Source organism: Gluconobacter frateurii, from assembly GCF_002723955.1.
Classification (GTDB): domain Bacteria; phylum Pseudomonadota; class Alphaproteobacteria; order Acetobacterales; family Acetobacteraceae; genus Gluconobacter; species Gluconobacter frateurii.
This window is the reverse complement of sequence record NZ_BEWN01000001.1, coordinates 710,243-730,053: the sequence shown is the minus strand read 5'-3', so window position 1 is coordinate 730,053 and position 19,811 is coordinate 710,243. Positions and strand designations below refer to the sequence as shown.

The 19,811-nt window shown below is 54.9% G+C and carries 15 protein-coding genes; 6 read left to right on the top strand and 9 right to left on the bottom strand.

Annotated features, from left to right (window positions below):
- Positions 1–29 precede the first annotated feature (29 nt).
- The 6 genes from GFR01_RS03365 to GFR01_RS03340 all read right to left on the bottom strand — a co-directional run bounded on the left by GFR01_RS03365 (position 30) and on the right by GFR01_RS03340 (position 7,294).
- Positions 30–716, bottom strand: coding sequence for an HAD family acid phosphatase (locus tag GFR01_RS03365; RefSeq protein WP_099181255.1), 687 nt, complete (start codon positions 714–716; stop codon positions 30–32).
- A complete protein-coding gene (locus tag GFR01_RS03360) occupies positions 713–1,855 on the bottom strand; it encodes an MFS transporter (RefSeq protein WP_063903020.1) in 1,143 nt (380 codons plus the stop codon). Before GFR01_RS03360 ends, GFR01_RS03365 begins: the two co-directional genes overlap by 4 nt.
- A 79-nt stretch (positions 1,856–1,934) precedes the next feature.
- Entirely contained in the window at positions 1,935–2,699 is a 765-nt protein-coding gene (locus GFR01_RS03355; RefSeq protein ID WP_099181254.1) for a CDP-diacylglycerol diphosphatase, read from the bottom strand.
- An 8-nt stretch (positions 2,700–2,707) separates the two neighbouring features.
- Complete coding sequence (locus tag GFR01_RS03350; protein WP_063903022.1) at positions 2,708–4,186, bottom strand: Ppx/GppA family phosphatase; 1,479 nt, start codon at positions 4,184–4,186, stop codon at positions 2,708–2,710.
- A 5-nt stretch (positions 4,187–4,191) separates the two neighbouring features.
- Positions 4,192–6,420 (bottom strand): RNA degradosome polyphosphate kinase, encoded by a 2,229-nt coding sequence (locus GFR01_RS03345; protein ID WP_099181607.1) that lies wholly within the window; start codon positions 6,418–6,420, stop codon positions 4,192–4,194.
- Positions 6,421–6,568: 148 nt separating this feature from the next.
- Positions 6,569–7,294: a DnaA/Hda family protein gene (locus GFR01_RS03340; RefSeq protein ID WP_099181253.1), complete on the bottom strand. Its 726-nt coding sequence runs from the start codon at positions 7,292–7,294 to the stop codon at positions 6,569–6,571.
- Between the two features lie 100 nt (positions 7,295–7,394).
- Here GFR01_RS03340 and purM point away from each other — a divergent pair, with 100 nt between their 5' ends.
- From purM to GFR01_RS03325, 3 genes are all read left to right on the top strand, one after another.
- Positions 7,395–8,456, top strand: coding sequence for a phosphoribosylformylglycinamidine cyclo-ligase (purM, locus tag GFR01_RS03335; RefSeq protein WP_099181252.1), 1,062 nt, complete (start codon positions 7,395–7,397; stop codon positions 8,454–8,456).
- On the top strand, positions 8,453–9,043 hold the full coding sequence (gene purN / locus GFR01_RS03330; RefSeq protein WP_099181251.1) for a phosphoribosylglycinamide formyltransferase: 591 nt from the start codon (positions 8,453–8,455) through the stop codon (positions 9,041–9,043). Before purM ends, purN begins: the two co-directional genes overlap by 4 nt.
- 216 nt (positions 9,044–9,259) lie before the next feature.
- On the top strand, positions 9,260–10,198 hold the full coding sequence (locus tag GFR01_RS03325) for a glycosyltransferase family 2 protein (RefSeq protein WP_099181606.1): 939 nt from the start codon (positions 9,260–9,262) through the stop codon (positions 10,196–10,198).
- A 90-nt stretch (positions 10,199–10,288) separates the two neighbouring features.
- On the opposite strand, the gene GFR01_RS03320 is transcribed toward GFR01_RS03325, so the two are convergent.
- The 3 genes from GFR01_RS03320 to ndk form a co-directional block, all read right to left on the bottom strand.
- Complete coding sequence (locus GFR01_RS03320; RefSeq protein WP_145994547.1) at positions 10,289–12,673, bottom strand: spermidine synthase family protein; 2,385 nt, start codon at positions 12,671–12,673, stop codon at positions 10,289–10,291.
- A 481-nt stretch (positions 12,674–13,154) separates the two neighbouring features.
- Positions 13,155–14,546: a DUF2142 domain-containing protein gene (locus GFR01_RS03315; protein WP_145994546.1), complete on the bottom strand. Its 1,392-nt coding sequence runs from the start codon at positions 14,544–14,546 to the stop codon at positions 13,155–13,157.
- Between the two features lie 168 nt (positions 14,547–14,714).
- Complete coding sequence (ndk, locus tag GFR01_RS03310) at positions 14,715–15,137, bottom strand: nucleoside-diphosphate kinase (RefSeq protein WP_007282334.1); 423 nt, start codon at positions 15,135–15,137, stop codon at positions 14,715–14,717.
- Positions 15,138–15,251: 114 nt separating this feature from the next.
- Between ndk and GFR01_RS03305 the strand changes: the two genes are divergently transcribed.
- The 3 genes from GFR01_RS03305 to GFR01_RS03295 all read left to right on the top strand — a co-directional run bounded on the left by GFR01_RS03305 (position 15,252) and on the right by GFR01_RS03295 (position 19,771).
- Positions 15,252–17,168, top strand: coding sequence for an ABC-F family ATP-binding cassette domain-containing protein (locus tag GFR01_RS03305; protein WP_099181248.1), 1,917 nt, complete (start codon positions 15,252–15,254; stop codon positions 17,166–17,168).
- A gap of 135 nt (positions 17,169–17,303) precedes the next feature.
- On the top strand, positions 17,304–18,533 hold the full coding sequence (locus GFR01_RS03300) for a Hint domain-containing protein (RefSeq protein ID WP_099181247.1): 1,230 nt from the start codon (positions 17,304–17,306) through the stop codon (positions 18,531–18,533).
- Between the two features lie 62 nt (positions 18,534–18,595).
- A complete protein-coding gene (locus GFR01_RS03295; protein WP_099181246.1) occupies positions 18,596–19,771 on the top strand; it encodes an AI-2E family transporter in 1,176 nt (391 codons plus the stop codon).
- Positions 19,772–19,811 lie beyond the last annotated feature (40 nt).

Genomic DNA, 19,811 nt, shown 5'->3' with positions numbered 1-19,811 from the left:
GCCTTTTTTGTATCAGAAACCAGTCCGTCTTACGGTACGCGGTAGAACGGGTTGGGCAGCAGAAAGCCCTTCTCCGCATGACCATCAGCGAGATCGGAAGGCTGATCTCCGATGCTGGCAATAATGGTGTATCCCTTGGCTTCAATCGCCGCGCGGGCTGGTGCCTTGTAATGCGCGGCATAGCCATGTGAGGTCATGGGGCGTAGATCCAGCCCGTCCCAGTGCTTGATCCCGGCCAGATGAAGATTGCGGGCGGTCGCCTCACGCTCGTCTTCATGGCGGCCCGTGATGAAGAAAACCGCAACATGGTTCTTCTCGGCTTCATTGATCAAAGCCAGCGTGGACGCAAAAGCTGGCGCACGGCCACTCTTTTCCCAGGCAATGGCGCCACATGGCCCTTTGGGCAAGGCGTCGCAGGGACCGTTGGCGATATAGCCAAAATTATCCGCCCGGATTTCATCCCAGTTGGACAGGGTCGTTTCGTCAATATCGAGGACGATCGCAGGCTTGTGCACCTTGGGCGCACGCTCGAAGACCCAGTGACGGGCCTGTGCCATCACCGTATCAAAATCGTGCTGATAATCGCCGCTATCATGATAGGCGCTGGCCGCCATGACGGCATCACCGACATTGGCAGGTTGCTCGGCGTAAGCGGCAAGTGGCGTCAGGGCCGCACTGAAAAGAAGCCCGGTGGCGAGCAGAAAGGAACGGGTCATGGCGGAGCCACCTTTCGCGAAAAGAGAACAAGACCGACCCCAACGAGGGCCAGAGCCGTTCCGATAACGGAAACACCCGCATAACCCAAGCCCATGGAGAGCGCGATCCCGCCAAAAGCGGCACCAATCGCATTTCCAAGGTTGAAAGCACCGATATTAACCGAGGATGCCAAGGCTGGGGCATCATGAGCGGCCTGCATGACGCGCATCTGGAGCGCCGGCATCAGAGCAAACGTCGCCGCCCCCCAGACGAGCGTGGCAATCAGCGCACCCGGCACGGTCTGAGCGGCCCAGGGGAAGAGCAGCATGACAGCCCCGAGAATGGGGAAAAACATCAGAAGGCTTCCATCGAGCGAGCGATCCGCACTCCGGCCACCAATCGCGTTACCGATTGAGAAGCCGACACCTGTCAGCATCAGGGCAATCGTAATGACCAACGGGCTGGCATGGGTGATGTGCTGAAGGATCGGCGCGATATAGGTGTAGAGCACAAACATGGCCCCTGCCCCGATCGCGGTCGTTAGCAGGGCAAGCAGAACATTCGCACGCAGAAGTGCCTTGAGTTCACTGGCAACATCCGGAACAGGTCCCGCCTCGCGCGCCGGAAGCGCCCACTGCACGGCAACCATCGTCAGCAGGCCCAGAATGGCTGTCACACCAAAAGCCATGTGCCAGCCAAAGTTCATGCCAAGCCACGTTGCCGCGGGGACGCCAATGATATTGGCGACCGTCAGTCCCATGAACATGGTTGCAACCGCGCTGGCCCGGCGCTCGGGTGCAACAACAGCGGATGCTTCAACCGCTCCGAGACCAAAGAAGGCACCATGGGCCAGGCTGGTGAGCACACGCGAGGCAAAAAGGAGTTCATAGCTTCCAGCGACTGCGGACAGCAGGTTGCCAGCGACGTAAATCCCCATCAGCAATGTCAGGGCGGATTTACGGCGTAGTCTTGCCAACAGAAGCGTAATGAAAGGGGCGCCAACCATGACGCCCACGGCATAGGCCGTTACCAGCCCTCCAGCCTTCGGGACAGTAACCTGAAGGCCCTGCGCAATGACAGGCAGAAGGCCCATCGGGGTAAATTCGGTCGTACCGATGGCGAATGCGCCCACGGCCAGAGCCAGCAAAGGCCAGTTCACGGGCAATCTCCGGAATTAACAGGTGGTTCGAGGATGATCGAACCATGCCAGTCCCGGAGCGTCAGAACAAGATGAAGTGTTACATCATCCCGTTCATGTGCATGCCCGGTTCCATGCCGTCCATATGCATGGCCTTGTGCTTCGGGTCGTCGATCTTGCACTTGTGGTCCTGAACTTCCTCACCGGAAGCCCGATCCAAAGCGTGAGCAACGTCATCAAGGATGACGAAACCACCATGATGGCCCGGCGTAACCACAATCGTGTGATCCGCCATGTCCGCATCACCCACGAGGCGGAACGGTGATGGATCAAGCGTCTGCACCAGTCGGGCGCGGTATGGATGTCCATACAGCGAAACAGGGGTCCAAGCCTCGCCGATCATGTACTTGTCGATCTCAGTACGGACGTAAGGCGTCAGGCAATCGATATGGATATGAAGCTGGTCCTGCGTCCGGCCATCACGGGAATTGATGGCGAGAGACAGGTGCTCGTCCGGGACTGGAAATCCATACCCTGTCGGAACACGCTGCCGTTCGGCCCATGCTTCCGCGAAGTAGTTCGGAGTTTCCGGCTGAAGAAGGGATGCATCCTCAATACCGGGAACCTTCTTTGTTGGAATCAGCAGGTACTGACCGTGGCCATACAGATCCTTCAGCAACGCATAACCGTCCTGAGGATCATAAACGGCGCAGGGATGATGCTGTGCATCCTTGGCGCAACGACTGCCTACCAGTTCCCAGAGCTTGTTGCGGTCATGTCCCGGCACTTTGCCACATGCCACCAGACCACCGCCGATCGTGACAGCAGCCATCAGGCCCAGAGCGGCTCCAGCGCCAAACTTCATCCTCAAACTCATTCTTCCCTTACCTGACATTCTAACTGCATGGCTGCCGCCAGTCTTTCAAACCGCCGACGGACCGCACTGCCTGCCGCACGCACGCTGCGTGCACCCAGGATAAGAACAAGCTGCTGATCTTCCACCAGAAGACGGCATTCCTCCAGCAGCACAGTCGTTCCGGCACAGAGCGTATAGGCCAGACGGAGAGCCAGCCCCAACCTCACCGCCCGCTCGATTTCCGACCGGGACAGAAGCTGGCGGGACGGCTCGATCAGGGACGCGTCCATCGCCACTTCATAACGGACTGCAAGGGTGAGCCCGATGAATGCCCGGGCGGCATGTTCGAACCCAACGCCGTGGCAATGCATAACACGCTGATAGGTCTGCTCTGCACGATACTCAGGATGATCGTAAGAGCCGATATCTGACAGGGTGCAGGCCAGTTGACGCAAACGTCGCTGCCATGGCGTTTCATCACGGAACAGAGGTGCCGTCCAGCCCGTCAACGCATTGGACAGCGTGACACTACGGGCAAGGCGCCCGGCCATTTCTTCAGCCAACGCCGTCATCGGATCATCGCCAGCAACGGACGATGCCACATGCTTCATGTACCAGCCTTCCCGCAGGCCATCGACACTGAAGACAACCTTGGACGGACGCACGCGCTCCATCAGGCATTTCAGAACAACGGCTGCGAAAGGCGCATCCCCCAGACGCTTGCGAGGTGCATTCGGAAGTTTTTCGAGGGTGCGCTTGGAAGCACCGATCACCCAATCCGACATCTCGCGCGCTTCCCCTTCGGAGAGCGTGAAAAGATGAACCAGATTGAGCGGATACTGTGTACGGGCAATCTGCAAACGAGCCAGCGCACGGAAAGCCCCACCGACCAGATACAGCGGACGACCCGTCATGCCCGGAAGCCAGTTAACCTCCTGAAGCAGTTCTGACGCAATTTCAGCGGCACGTTCGATACTGCCCTTGGCGCGATCCTGAAGGCGGATTACGCCAAGTTTGGTCGTCAGGGCTTCATAATACTGCCCGTCAGCAACGTGAATCAGTTCAAGAGAGCCACCGCCAATATCCGCGACGAGACCGTTCGCGTCCGGCAAACCGCACAGCACGCCACGGGCCGCATAATCGGCCTCTTCTGTCCCTTCCAAAACACGGATGGGAACGCCCGGCATACGTGCACGAATGGCCGACACAAAATCCGGCCCGTTCGATGCGTCTCGTACTGCCGCGGTGGCCAGAACCTCAAAAGGTTCCGCCCCCATGGCACGCGCCACCGTATGGAAACGTCCCAGCACGTCCATTGCCAGCGTTACGCCTTCGTCATTCAGGCGTCCCGTTGCATCCAGACCGCGCCCCAGCTTGAGCGTAACCTTCTCATTGAAGATGGGGAGCGGATTGCGCGCAACGCCTTCAAAAACCACGAGCCTGACTGAATTGGACCCGAGATCGACGATGGCGGAACGCTGTGCAGATGATGACATGTGGTTCAGTCTTCCAGAATCCGGTCAGGCCGCTCGCGTGGGCGATGGGCCTCCGGAAGAGCTTTCTCCCGAGCGGCCGAACCCCGGCCGGAAAGGGATGGATTGTTCATGAAGTATTCGTGCGCAGAGAATGGGTGAGCGCCAGGGGCAACCCGGTGCCAGCGGCCGTCTTTCAACAGCGTCCAGCTCTGAAGGGTGTCCTTGATGTTCATCGTCATGATCTGGCCGAGAATCTGGGCATGAACGGTTGGATTGGTAATGGGCACCATTGCTTCTACCCTCCAATCCATGTTCCGCACCATCCAGTCCGCCGAAGAAATGAAAACTTTTGCTTTGTGGGACGGCATCCGATGGCCATTTCCGAACGCAAACACCCGGGCATGCTCCAGGAAACGCCCGACAATGGATTTGATGTCGATGTTCTCCGAGAGCCCCGGAACGCCGGGACGGAGGCAGCAGATACCACGGATGATCCCGACGATCTTCACGCCAGCCTGAGAAGCCTCGTAAAGCAGATCAATGAGTTCTGCATCGACGAGGCTGTTCATTTTCAGCCAGATGCGAGCCGGACGACCTGCCTTGGCATGCGTGATCTCATCCCGGATCAGTTGCTCCAGCGTGGGCCGGATGGTGATAGGGGAAAACGCGAGGGCATCCATTTTTTCCGGCGTGGCATAGCCGGTCATATAATTGAACAGCTTGGCTGAGTCGGAAGCCAGCTTCGGATCGCACGTAAAGAAAGACAGATCCGTATAAATCCGCGCTGTGATCGGATGGTAGTTACCAGTTCCAAAGTGAGCGTAGGACCGGAGCGTTCCCCCTTCGCGACGAACCACAAGGCTGAGCTTTGCGTGCGTTTTCAGATGCGCAAAGCCGAACACGACCTGTACCCCTGCTGCTTCCAGCGCGCGGGAAAGACGAATATTGGCTTCTTCGTCAAACCGCGCCCGTAGTTCGACCATAGCTGTGACGGACTTGCCTGCTTCAGCCGCCTCGATCAGGGCCTGAACGATCGGGCTGTCACGTGAGGTGCGATACAGGGTCTGCTTGATGGCAAGGACGTTCGGATCCAGCGCAGCCTGACGCAGGAACTGCACCACCACATCGAAGCTTTCGAAGGGGTGGTGAACAACAATGTCCTTCGCGCGGATGGCAGCGAAGCAGTCCCCGTCATAATCAAGGATGCGCTCCGGAAAGCGCGGTGTGTACGGCGGGAACACGAGGTCCGGACGATCATCAACAATCAGTTGCTTGAGATCGACGACACCCACAAAACTCGGGAGAACAACGACGTCTTCATCGCCGACGCCCAGTTCCTCACCCATTTCACGGCCCAGTGTCTCTGGTAGCTTGTGGTCGAGCGCCAGGTGAATACCTACACCCCGACGACGCTGCTTCAGTGCAGTTTCGTAGGATCGAACGAGGTCTTCTGCTTCGTCCTCGAACTCGACATCCGTGTCACGGATAATCCGCAGAACACCTGCGGCACCAATCATGAGACCCGGAAACAAGCGATCCGCAAAGAGCTGGACCAGATCTTCCAGAAGCACAAAGCGTATCTCGCCGGAGGCATCACCCTTTGTCCCAACCTTTGACGGCAGACGAAGGAAACGTGGCACCTGCGCGGGAAGCAGGATCAGGCCGTCCATGACGTGCTTGCCTGTTCCGGGATCTTTCAACCGCATCACCAGAGCCAGCCCCATATTGGGAATGAAGGGCAGCGGATGAGACGGATCAACAGCTAACGGCGTCAAAACCGGAAAGACACGCTCCTGGAACAGGGTGCCAAGTTGAGCCCGGTCGGCCTCATCAAGTCCTTCCGTAGACAGGATAGAGATCCCTGCATCTTTCAGTTCAGCCTCCAGCTGACGCCAGACACGCTGCTGCTCTTCAAGAAGAAAACGTGCTTTCTGGCGAACGGCTGCAAGCTGCTGGATGGGGGTTGCCCCATCGGGGCTGCGCACCACCATTCCTTCACGAACCTGCCCGACGAGGCCAGCCACACGCACGGAATAGAACTCATCCAGATTGCTTGCACTGATAGACAGGAAACGAACCCGTTCGAGCAAAGGATTTCGGGGGTTTTCAGCTTCTTCAATGACGCGCTGGTTGAAATCAAGCCAGGACAGTTCACGATTGATAAACCGCTCTGGCGAGGTCGGCATGTCCGCGTAATCCTTGGCCGTCGGAATAACTGTCCTTCTCCGCCGCGCCCGAGTGACAGCCGGGGTCATGCTGCCTTCACGAGGCTGGCGGGAAGTGCGGCGGCGCGGAGCCGGTTTTTTGTCTTCAGTCGTCACGATGGTCTCTTCCGGGAAGCTCGAACCAAAATCCCGATCAGGATCGGGACTCGGAAGTAGCGTGTCAAACGTCGCTTTTGTGTCACTCGTCAGAATGCTCGGACATCAGGAGATCGGGAAGCATTTCCAACGCCAATGCCCGGGTAATGGCCGTGCCCCGCGCAAGTGCCGCATCATCAAGACGCTCAACAGCAGAAACCAGCGCACTCCCGGTCCGGGGAAGATGACGCCACAGCCAGTCCGTCACGGATTGGGACACCACAAGTTGCCGATGTGCCAGAAGCGAGAGAAGCAGCGTTGCCCGTAGATCATCTTCTGGCTCCCCCGTAGCCGTCGTGGCGGTAGCGCGCAGACGACTGGCGAGATCTGCAAGAGCAAAATGACTACGGGAAGGCGGCAGACGCCCGACCATCAGAACGCGGTCACCCTGCGCCAGTGCATCATTCAGAAGATGAAGCAGAGTGGCCTCGTCCCCTGGCGAATCGGCGTTATCAATGGCGAGATTACCTTGTACGCGAATGCGCCCCCCTGAAGATGAGCGGGAAAACAGGCGCGCATCCAGAACCGTTGCGTCATATTCCTGCGCCCAGACAGATAAAAGGTGGGTTTTGCCGGTGCCCGCGGGGCCCCAGAGCCACAGCCGACCATCTGGCCACCCCTTGCGGGACAGCCACGCTCTCGCAGCCGCATTGGACGGACTCGTAATGAAACGCTCGGCTGTAAATGCAGCGGGCCTACGTAAGGGAAAAGCCATCTGCGGGCCAATATCCCCTCCCAAGGGCCCTGTCTGTCCGTCCGGTTTTGTCATGCCAGCCCTTTTTCCGTGTCGTTCCGCTCTCAAATAGCGTTCCGCCCGTGCGCAGGATGCTCTAGAACGGCGTCACGTCAACCAGCGGGAAGCTTTCACGATGACCGATCAGCCCGACACCCCTCAGGGCGCCAGCTATGCACAGGCTGGCGTGGACATTGCCGCAGGCGACGCTCTGGTCGATGCCATCAAGCCGGCAGCCAAGGCAACGAACCGTCCGGGAACGATGGGCGGCCTTGGTGGTTTCGGCGCATTGTTTGATCTGAAAGCTGCTGGTTTCACGGATCCCGTCCTCGTCAGTTGCACGGACGGTGTCGGTACCAAGCTGATGGTCGCCATTGAGGCGGGCAAGCATGATGAGGTCGGTGTGGACCTCGTGGCGATGTGCGTGAACGATCTGGTTGTGCAGGGCGCAACACCACTTTTCTTCCTAGACTATCTCGCAACCGGCAAGCTGTCCGTTGAAGATGCGGCCACGGTTGTGAAAGGTATTGCACACGGCTGTGCGGAATCCGGATGTGCATTGGTCGGCGGCGAAACCGCAGAAATGCCGGGCATGTACGCACCGGGACACTACGACCTCGCAGGCTTCAGCGTAGGCGCAGCAGAACGCGATAACCTGCTTCCCGCCGGTATCCGCGAAGGCGACGCACTGATCGGTCTCCCCTCTTCCGGCGTGCACTCCAACGGGTTTTCGCTGGTACGCGCGATCGTTCGCCGATCCGGTCTAGGCTGGAACTCGCCCGCACCTTTTGCAGACGGCCATACGCTCGCAGAAGCCCTCCTGACACCAACGAAGCTTTATGTGCGCACGGTCCTGGATCTGCATGCCAAGGGTCTGCTACATGGCTGCGCGCACATCACCGGTGGCGGCCTTCCTGGCAATCTGCCCCGTGTTCTGCCCGAAGGGCTGGGCGTTCGCGTTGATGGCTCGTCCTGGACCGTTCCGTCCGTTTTCCGCTGGATGGCTCAGGTTGGTAACGTAGCAGCGGACGAGATGCTTCGGGTTTTCAACTGCGGCATCGGCATGGTTCTGGTCACCCCTGAGCCGGAACGCGTTCTGACAGAACTGGAAGCTCGTGGAGAGAGTGCCTTCCTGATTGGGGAGGTTGTTCGTTCAGACGAACATTATGCGCTGACAGCACCGGTCTCTTTTTCATGATGCAGAAAACGCCGATTGCCGTTCTGATCAGTGGTCGCGGAAGCAACATGCGCGCACTGATCGAAGCCTGCGAACGGCCAGATTACCCCGCCCGTATTGCGCTGGTTCTGAGTAACCGGCCAGATGCGGCGGGTCTTGAAATCGCCCGTGCAGCGGGCCTTCAGACGATTGCCATCGACCACAAACCATTCGGCAAGGATAGGGAGGCCCACGAACGCAAAGTTGATGCCGCCATCCGCGCCTCAGGCGCCGAAATTGTCTGCCTTGCAGGCTACATGCGCGTTTTGACCCCGTTTCTGGTCAACGCGTGGAATGGGCGCATGCTGAACATTCACCCAAGCCTCCTACCCGCCTTTCCTGGGTTGCACACCCATGAGGCGGCCTTGGCGGCAGGAGCCAAAGAACACGGCTGCACCGTTCATCTTGTAACGGCGGGGGTTGATGAAGGACCCATTCTTGGACAAGCCCGCGTGCCTGTGCACGCTGGCGATACGCCTGACGGTCTGGCCGTTCGCGTTCTGGAGCAGGAACATGTGCTCTATCCTGCCGTGCTTCTAGACTTCATCATCAACCGGTATGCGGAATAATCTGAAAACGGCTGCTTTCTCATTTAACGTCGTATGACGTCATGAATGACAGAACTGGGTGATGAGAGCACATGTATTTCGCGCTTTCCTTACACGGCAGACCTTCCTGAGTTTTCCAGTTTCGCTTATGCAGAGTATCTCTTTGATACATTACCAGTCAGAAGCACTGTCTTCTCCAATCAGTACTTTCCTGTCTCATTCCATAAGGACGTCATCATGAGTGATTTGAAAATTGCTGTTCTGATCCCGTGTTATAACGAAGAAGTAGCAATCACTCAGGTCGTATCAGAATTCAAAGCGGCTTTGCCGCAGGCGGAAATCTACGTCTACGACAACAATTCAGCAGACAATACCGTCGAAGCAGCACGCAAGGCTGGTGCAATTGTCCGTTCGGAAACGATGCAGGGCAAAGGTCATGTCGTAAGACGCATGTTCTCTGATATTGAGGCAGATTATTACGTACTAGTGGATGGGGACGCGACCTACGAAGCTGCAGCAGCTCCCCGCATGGTCGCAAAAGCATCCGGTGAAGGCCTGGATATGGTAAACGGCGTCCGGGTTACGGATCGTACTGCCGCATATCGTCCGGGGCACGTTCTGGGTAACAAGATGCTGACAGGTCTGGTCATGTCGATCTTCGGGCGGCGTACTACAGACCTGCTTTCAGGCTATCGTGTATTTTCCCGCCGCTTCGTCAAATCCTTCCCGGTCATGTCTTCGGGTTTTGAAATCGAAACCGAGTTCAGTGTTCACGCTCTTGAACTAGATATGCCGATTTCCGAAGAACCGACAGTTTATGTCGAGCGACCGGTGGGCTCCACATCCAAGCTAAACACCTACCAGGATGGCTTTCGTATTCTCTTTACGATCCTCACCCTCGTTCAAAGAGAAAAGCCCATTCTTTTCTTTTTCTCATCAGGGCTTCTGTTTTTTCTGATTGGACTTCTGGCTGGGACCCCGGTTGTCATTGACTACGCACAGACAGGGCTGGTTCCCCGCCTGCCCTCTGCGGTTCTTGCAACTGGTTTGGTTCTTTTGTCTGCACTTTGCGTGCTTTGTGGCATTGTCATGAACGGCATCAAGCATGGCCGTCAGGAAATGAAGCGGCTCGCTTATCTGTCTTACGCCGTCCGTATTGTCGATCCTACCCTCTGAATCTGAAAACAATATACAATCGTCACTTTAAATAAATAAAAATCCCTGAGGCTTAATAGTCTCAGGGATTTTTATAATTTCTAAAAGAAATCAAATTTTATTGAATTTGATTTCTTTGCCACGACTTTGAAAGAAGGGGAAAAGAAACCCTAATAATCCCAACAAGAATACTAGATATATGCCTCGTCGATAGGGCGGCGCATAAAAGAACTCTACATGACTGTGCCCGACAGGGAGCTGAACGACCTGGAAAAGCCCCTCTCCATCCTTGGAAATTTCTGACATCTCTCCATTAACGGAAACTCTCCATCCCGGGAAAAACAGCTCGCGCCTCAACATTGACCCGGCAGAAGGACAGAAAGTCTCAAAGCTCTTGTCTGTGAACGTCTCTATTCTGCATCCTGCGGATTCCGTGTAAGGAACTGCGCCACCCAAATGATGAATGGACACATACCGATCATGGTAAGGCGTCGTGACATCTGGGTCCGAGAAGTGGAAACGAAGCGGCATAAGGGGAGCGTATTCATCTGAACGATATTGCTGTTTCCACATCCATAGAGCTGGAGGGGACTGCGTGTCAGAAGTCCAAGCATGCCAATGAAGGATATCTCCAGTCTTTGTATTCAACGGCTTTGACAATGCTATCCATGCCAGTTGATTGTCCTGAGTGCTCGCGACATTAAGAACACCGTCTATACATTCATCTCCATTACACAGACGCAGATGCAGTTGACCACTTGCGTGGCCTGAAAAAGTGCCCAGACCAAGGCCAACAGATGTAATTTGTGTCTCGTTCCCAGTGGGAGCGTCAATATTTCCTTCAACTCCTTCTCCCCCGATACTGACAGCTTTGGCGGTATCAGGCTGGAGTTCTGTCCAGGTAACGTCGCTCATTTTTTCGTCACCAGCAGGTCGAATGACCCAGGCGACACCATGCTTACGCATCCAATCAAGGAAATTTTTTCCAGAAACCGGATGGCTCTTCAGGTAAAAATCAAAGCCTGACGAATTGGTCGCGCCACTATCCGCTGTTCCCAGACCTGGTGTGTAAAATCCACTCGGATCGATAGCGGGGTCATCCGCCGCATCAAGTATTCGAGCAAAATCTGTAGGAACTGGAAGATAAGTATAATTTAGGGTGCGCAGACCAAAGAAGGATCCATAATTCGGTGCAAGGGCATTGAAGCTTACAATACGCGAAAGCCCCTGATGATCGCGCATCCACTTTGCAGCTGCATAATTTATGGATCCCCCCTGCGTTCCACTTGCGACCACAGGCCATGTACTCAACAATAGCGCATGCAATGACAGCAATCCCCCCCCTGCATAAAGAGCGAATGGAGTTCTGACAGCCAGAAACCAAGGAAGCATTAGCGCCAACCCACCGGTGATCATCAGACCACACACAGCCATGGGCCGGTATTCTGGCAGCACACGCCACAGGGACATGACTTCAGGCCATGCGGAAGGCAGGACCAGGGCCATAATCAAAATCGTAGCCGAATTAGTCAGCAATGCAGATTTGATGGAAAGACGCCCATAACGAAGACGGTCATTCAAAGCAAAACTGGCTAGTATACAAAATGCGAACCACCATCCAGACGACGCATATACATAAAGCATGGTCTGTTTGATCAGGGGGATCATATCAATAGTGCGACTAATGACATGAACACCTTCAGCTTTCGCTACGGTCGCAAGAACCCAGACGCCAAGCAGAACCCGAAGCCCCCAATATGAATTTTTCATTTTCCATAGAGAGGGACGCAGAAATGCCATGAGCCCAAACACAACGAGAGCTAGATCTACATAGCCTCCCGTGTGGAACCATATGTCAGCGTGCCAAGTCCCTGCATTGGCATAGAAACCGTAAAGAGGCGGCCCGAACAGTATCGGGAATAAATGAAGAGCGCTTGTTCCCGTTACAAAGTGAGCATCGCCAAAATCAGCATTCTGCCCCACGATCGCATCTCGCAGAAACAAACCGAACGGCACCCATGCTGGAGCCGATAGGGCGAGGCCTGCTAAACCGCCGCCACAAATGTGGAACGCAGCTCGAAGCCTCAACTTACTCTCCAGGCGCAAGAGGGCCCAGACTGCTATCGCAAGCGCCAAAAGTCCATTTACATAAGCCGTTTCGGGAAATCCTGCCGCAACGGCGTAGGCGACCGCGATACCAACCATGCGACCTCCATATCGGCGCGGTATAGGCGCCGCAGCCCGCAGGATTCCCCACACCATCAGCGCAAGAAAAGGCACTGGCATGATGGGCCCATGAGCAAACCAGCTGAACGTCCCACAGAATTCTGCAAGGATACCGCCCAAAAGCGCGGCCAATGGCAGCACTTCCAATTCACCCAGCAATGCGAAAGTGAAAAGACCACACAGGATCTGTAAAATCAGGCGAAGAACCAGCAGTCCGTGCGGGAAAGCCAATAGAAGCACAAAAGGCACGAACATTGCAGAATTCTGCATTTCTGCTGCGAGAGGAACGCCAAAGCCGGTATTGGCATTCCACCAAGGCACAATCCCATGTAACCATTGACGGGCTGCAAGGGCCCCAAGCGCTTGGGTTGTAGCGCCTGCGTTCGCATCTACATAACCTGGATTACCAGGAAAAAACTGATGCCCTTCATCGCCAAACTTGGCCAGACGAAGAACCGGATCAAAAGCTGTCCAGCCAAGAAGGGCGGGCAACTGAGACAGTGGGGGCAGCACAATGAGTAAAATGATTGCCCACTGCTGAGGTGACAGGCGCCTGAGCCACAAAGGGAGGGCGAGAGTTTTCATTACAATTTATGTCTCAAAATTTACGATATTCGACGTGTTGTTTCATTCAATAATAATTTTGCCAGTCACACAACAAGAATACCTTGTTTCGTGCCTGGCCTTACAAATTAGAAAAACAAATTATGAACCAATTAAGCTCTATCAGAGAAATGCCGTCATAAGGTTTTTACCAATAGCGGGCCAGAACTGTCTCAAGCACCGCCCCCATCCCGCCCCATAAGCTGACACAGAGAACAATAATTTCCAAAACCATTACCTTTGTTTCAGTCAAGGCGCGCGGTAGAGAAGAAATTGGAAGCATTAGAATTGAGAAAATTGCCAGTGGAATAAAATATCTCCCTTGAATACCCTCAATATAATTCAAACCAACAGGCGTCCAAATCAGATACAGAGCGATACTGACAGCGCACGCCGTTCCCAGACACAGTGTAAAAATAAGTATTTTTCTCAATAAAAATTCTTTGTTAATTTTTATTGAGAAATACAGAGAAGAAATTAATGCAGTAAGTATTAGTATGATTTTTTCAAAACGATAAAACCATGATGGCAAAGGAGCATCCAGCCATCCCAACACTCCCACAAATTGCTGCTTAAAAGAGCTCCCGAAGAAATGGAATGTATTTAGAAGAGCTTCCAAACCTGTAATAGGATGACTGAGCAAGAAATGAACTTGGCGCCCTGAATCAACACCTTGCCCAGATTGGAATGGCACTTTTGTAGTGTGAACTCCCCAAAATGACCAGATCATCAGGAGCGCAACTGCAATCCCGCAAGCACCAGCAGCCCTACGCCATGAAAAACTGGGAGCAAGAACCACGGGAATAAAGGCCATTAAAATATACGGAGGCTTTGAAGCAAGAATACATCCCAACAGTAGCGCAACCGCGGGCCAGAACCATTTCCTTTCGGAAAAACTATCTTCAACCCGCGTTAGAAGAGCGACACATAATGCACAGGAAGCAATCAGAGGACCGTCCTGAGAACAGGACGCAAATAATGATAAGACCATTGGCATGGACAGGAAAACAGCAATAAGAAGTTTTCCTCTGATGGCTACTAAAAGTGCCATGAATCCAACCAGAAGACAAAAAATAGAACTTGATATTCTCGCAAGGTAAAAAGACGTCAAAATATTTGTATGAAGAACCTTGCCCACCTCGACGCCTAGCACGGCAGGCAGGTAAAACACTGGAGAGTATATGACGGTATTGGGAAAACCTGCTGGTATTCTCTGACTTTTCCAAGTCAGATTTGATCCTGTATCCAAACGGCTCCATTGAATTTTATGATCATAGTGCGAGGGGATATCGTCGTAACTATGAGCAAATGTCACGCTGTCCGCAGGAAGCATTCCTCCGCTATCCAAAGCGTTAAGACGACGACCAATCACGCCTCCCTGTGCAAGCTGTGCAACTCTAAGGAAGTGATTTTGCTCATCGGGAACCTGCATAGGAGGCGTGGCAAAAATCAGGAACACTAGAAAAGCAGAAACCAGAAGCCCCCAAACAATAGCTAAGGGATTCCTATATAACTGAGCCGTTAGAACATGTTCGCGCACAGATTACACCACACTTATAGACTGCTATTAAATAGTGTATCTCTTTTAACAATAAAAATGACTAATAGAAACAGATAAAGACCCTGTTTCTGTCACGACAGTTTAATGAATTGTCAGCAAAAAATGGGAATGAAGGATCATATGCCTCCATTCCCACATCTATCTTCCTTACGGAAGGATTTCCGTCTCAGCGAAGAAGAATGCGATTTCGTTCTTTGCATTCTCAAGGCTGTCAGAGCCGTGCACGGAGTTGGCTTCGATGCTTTCTGCGTACAGCTTGCGAACAGTGCCTTCAGCAGCGTCAGCCGGGTTCGTTGCACCCATGACTTCACGATGCTTGGCAACAGCGTTCTCAGCCTGCAGAACCTGCACGACAACCGGCTCGGCAATCATGGAGGACACGAGGCTGCCGTAGAACGGGCGCTCCTTGTGAACAGCGTAGAAAGCACCAGCCTGCTTTTCGGTCAGCTGGATGCGCTTCTGGGCAACGATGCGCAGACCGGCTTCTTCGAACACGGCATTGATCTTGCCGGTCAGGTTACGCTTCGTGGCGTCTGGCTTGATGATGGAAAGCGTGCGCTCGAGAGCCATCTTTCTTCTCCTGTTGGACAAAGGGGTAAATCCCGCCGTTCCACTAGAGCAAATTCGTCGTTCCTGATAGGTCTGTCGCGGTTTTTTCACTCTTCCCGACTGATCGAGGCGCCCGTGAGCCTGCTCACCATCACTGACCTGACACTTCGCATCGCTGGCCGCCCTCTGCTGGACGGCGCATCGCTGACTGTCGATCCAGGTCGGAAAATTGGCCTCATTGGAAAGAATGGTGCCGGAAAATCAACACTTCTTGGCGCTATTGCGGGTGATATCGCACCTGATGGCGGTACGATTACGCTGGCCAACCGCGCGACAATGGGCCGCGTGAAGCAGGAAACGCCATCTGGCGAAACGTCCCTGATCGACACCGTTCTCGAAGGCGACATCGAGCGTGCCAAGCTCCTTGCGGAAGCAGAAACTGCCACAGATCCTGAACGGATCGCAGACGTTCATGAACGCCTGATCGCAATCGACGCATACACAGCCCCCGCCCGCGCTGGCGCCATTCTGTCTGGCCTTGGGTTTGATCAGGACGCTCAGCTCCGCTCTGTCTCGGATTTCTCGGGCGGCTGGCGGATGCGCGTTTCCCTTGCGACAGCACTGTTCCTGAGCCCCGATCTACTGCTGCTGGACGAACCAACCAACCATCTTGATATCGAGGCTACCCTGTGGCTCGAGTCCTGGCTGGCCAAATTCCCCGGCGCAGCGATCATCGTCAGCCATGACCGCTCGCTGCTCGATAATACCGTCGATGCGATTGCGCATCTTGATCATCAGAAGCTCAGCCTGACGCCAGGTGGCTATGACAATTTTGTGCGCATCCGCACGGAGCAGGCTCTCCAGCAGAATCGCATGGCAGAACGCATCGCGACCCAGCGCGCTCATATGCAGTCATTTGTGGATCGCTTCCGCGCCAAGGCGACCAAGGCCAAGCAGGCCCAGGCCCGGCTGAAAGCGCTTGAACGCCTGCCCCAGATCGACAGTGTCGTGGAAGATACGCCTACGCGCTTTTCCTTCCCCGAACCTCAGCCCCTTCCGCCGCCCATGATTACGCTCGACAATGTCAGCATTGGTTATGATGGGCGCGTGGTTCTTAAAGGGCTGAACCAGCGTCTGGATATGGAAGACCGAATCGCGCTTCTAGGTCAGAACGGGCGCGGAAAATCCACGTTTGCCAAACTTCTAGCAGGCCGACTTGAGCCAATGGTCGGTTCTTACAACCACTCTTCAAAACTCAGGATCGGGTATTTCGCGCAGCACCAGGCGGATGAACTCGTCCTGTCAGAAACACCCATCGACCACATGGCGCGCGCCATGCCGGACGCACCCCCTGTCGCCGTCCGGTCTCAATTGGCGCGATTTGGTCTGGACGTGAACCGAGCGGAAACACGTGTTTCTGAACTGTCAGGCGGCGAGAAGGCGCGGCTTCTTCTTGCACTCTCGACGCGTGACGCCCCTCACCTGCTCATCCTCGATGAGCCGACCAACCATCTGGATCTAGATGCCCGAGACGCTCTGATCCGTGCCCTCTCAGAATTTGAAGGGGCCGTTATCCTGATCAGCCATGACAGCCATCTGGTTGAATCCGTGGCGGACCGGTTCTGGCTGGTCGAAGACGGAACGATCACCCCCTTCGAAGGGGATATGGCTGAGTATAAGGAATGGCTGATCGAGCGCGCCCGGAAGGCCCGTGCAGAAAATACGGAACGTACGAAAAGCGCCGCCCGTTCGTCTTCCCAGGACACTCCCCAACCTTCTGCAAATCAGAAAAGGGTAGATCGCAAGGAATTGACGCGTGCGCTGGCTCCGCTCAGGCGAAAAATTCGTGATGCCGAGGCGAAACTCACCCAGATTACGAAAGAAAAAGAAAAAATCGAGGCCAAGCTTGCTGACCCCCTACTCTATCAGTCCGGAAACCCCGGCGAAATTGCGTCTCTAAACGCACATCTGTCCGCCCTTAATACAACGCAGGAACAGACCGAAGAGTTATGGCTGGAAGCTCAGGCTGAACTTGAAGAAGCATCAGCCTGAAAACGAAATTTCACAGATTGTGACGTGTGAATAAGGAGTTTGTTTACCTTTGAACGGTAGATGTCTGTCTGGACCTTAAAACATGAGGCAACTGGCGCTCCCAGATTTGCCTCCCAGTAAAGACAGGATGCCTACGTGCCTCAGAACACTTCCCGCGGCTCTTATGCATCTCACTCTCCGTCTCACAAGCAGTCTTCCCGCGGCCGCGAACAGGTTCGTCATCGCTCGTCGTCGTCTTCAGAGCATGCCAGTCCCCACTCCCCCCATCACCAGCATGGGCATCATTCGGCAGCTCGATCCAGCTCTGCACACTCGAAAGCAGAAACAGAGCGCACAGTAACGGACAACTTTACTGCAGCCTGTTTTCTTTCGGGAAGTCTGATTGCGACCCCAAATGGCGAAAAGGCCGTGGAATCCCTTGCTATCAACGATCTGGTCCTGACGTCGGATGGCCTGTCGGAAAAACTGGTGTGGGTGGGGAAAAGTCTATGCACCGTTCGCCCGGATCTTCCAGATGATCTGGCTGGCTGGCCTATTCGTATCCATGCAGGCGCTATTGCTGACCACATGCCGCATACAGATCTGCTTGTAACGGCTGAACACTGTATTTTCCTGAACGGTGGCTTCATTCCGGCACGGATGCTGGTCAATGGCGCTTCCATCACATGGGATAAAACATTTCGCTCATATGAATATTTCCATGTTGAAACCGAAACGCATGTCGTTATCTCAGCTAATGGCCTTCTAACCGAAAGCTATTTGGACACTGGCGACAGGCAGGCTTTCCGACAAACTGGCCAGATTGCAGCCCTTCGCTCAAGCCAGAAAGACTGGCAAAAAGATGCTGCAGCTCCCCTTATGACATCCCGTTTCCAGACAGAGCCAGCATGGAAAGCAATCGCCCTGCGAGCAGGCATTGACGGCTTTGCAGCATTCACAACAGCAGATCCGGCCCTGCATCTGCTTTTGCCAGATGGCACCCGTCTCTACCCAAGCCGCCAGAGCAGTGGCTTTGTCATTTTTACGTTGCCGCACGCGATCAGAAGCCTCCGGCTGATGTCCCGTGCAGACCGCCCCTGTGATGTGGTGGGGCCGTATGTGGACGATAGACGCGCCTTGGGTGTCCTCATCCGTGACATTATGCTTTTTGACGGCCCCAAAACCCGAAGGGTTACTGACCATCTGATCCCCCCAGAGCCTACCTCCGGCTGGATGGCAGATGAGATTGAAGGTCAGGGCTGGACTGATGGTGACGCAGCCCTGCATATCAATACTGAAGGGCCAAGCACTCTCGCACTTCAGATTATCGGAGGGGGCCCCTATATTCTTTCCCATACAGACACACAGATCCGTCGGGCAGGATGACCTCAGCTTCACCCTCGGGATAAAACAGCCGATTGACCCGCCATCCCTAAATCCATAAGCGGATGCTGGCCTACAGATTCAGGATGGACCGGCTGATGCCCATTTCGTTTTCCGACCCGAAGGACCGTGACGAAAAGGAACCTCGCGCCCGCGAGCTTTCCAAGATCGCGGGGCTTCTCCGCATCGCCCTCACCGTCACATTAATTCTGTTGGCCGTCTGGCTCATGAAAGATGTCCTGGCCGTTGTCTTCGCATCGGCCCTGATGGCCGTCGTACTGCATGGCCTGGCCCGCATGGTGCGCCGACACGTCACGTTCATCCCTTATCAGGCTGCCGTGGCATTGGTGACTGTTGTCATTCTTCTGGCGGTAGCCGGTCTGGCCTGGAGCAGCGGTCCAGCTATCGGGGACCAGTTCATTCGCCTCAAGCAGGCCCTTGTTCAGCAGTCCGGAGACCTCAAGTCCCATCTTTCCGGCTCTACTCTCGGCCAGTTGGTTCTCGACCATCTGCCAACTGCCGTGGGCGGCAATGATGCGACCTCCGGCAGCCTTGGCTCACTGGGATCGGGCCTCGCAGGCTCTGTTACGGGCATTCTAAGCAGCGCCTTCGGTGTTCTCGGCACCCTGGCGGTGATCCTGATTGCAGGCCTCTACTTCGCTTTGTCTCCAGCCATTTACATTGATGGTTTTCTGCGCCTCTTTCCAACCCAGCACCGCGGCTCAGCCCGCACGCTCCTTATGGCTGCTGGGACCACCCTCTGGGCGTGGACTGCCGGACAGGCTCTCGACATGCTTGTTGTCGGGATTCTGTCAGGTATCGGCCTTTCGCTGATTGGCGTACCCCTCGCGCTGGCTCTCGGCGTGGTTGCAGGGCTTTGCAATTTCATCCCGTATATCGGTGCCATTATGGGCGCTGTTCCCGCCGTGTTGCTGGGTCTCTCGATGGGAACCAAGGAAGCGCTGTTTGTCGCCATTCTCTATAGCGTTATCCAGTTCTTCGAAGGCAATGTCCTTGCTCCGCTGATCCAGCGCCGTGCTGTGCACATGCCACCCGCAGTCGCCATCTTGTCTCAGACCGTTTTCAGCTCGATTCTTGGTATTCCAGGGCTGATCCTGGCTTCTCCGATTACGGCAGCTCTCCTTGCTATGGGAGACAAGGCCACAGCTCCTCTGGAAGACGAAGATCAGACCAAGCGGGATGTCGGAGAGATTTTTGAAGACGAGGCGCGCAAAGAGTAAATTTTCCCCTTGCTCCTGACGTAACGTCATCATGACAGAT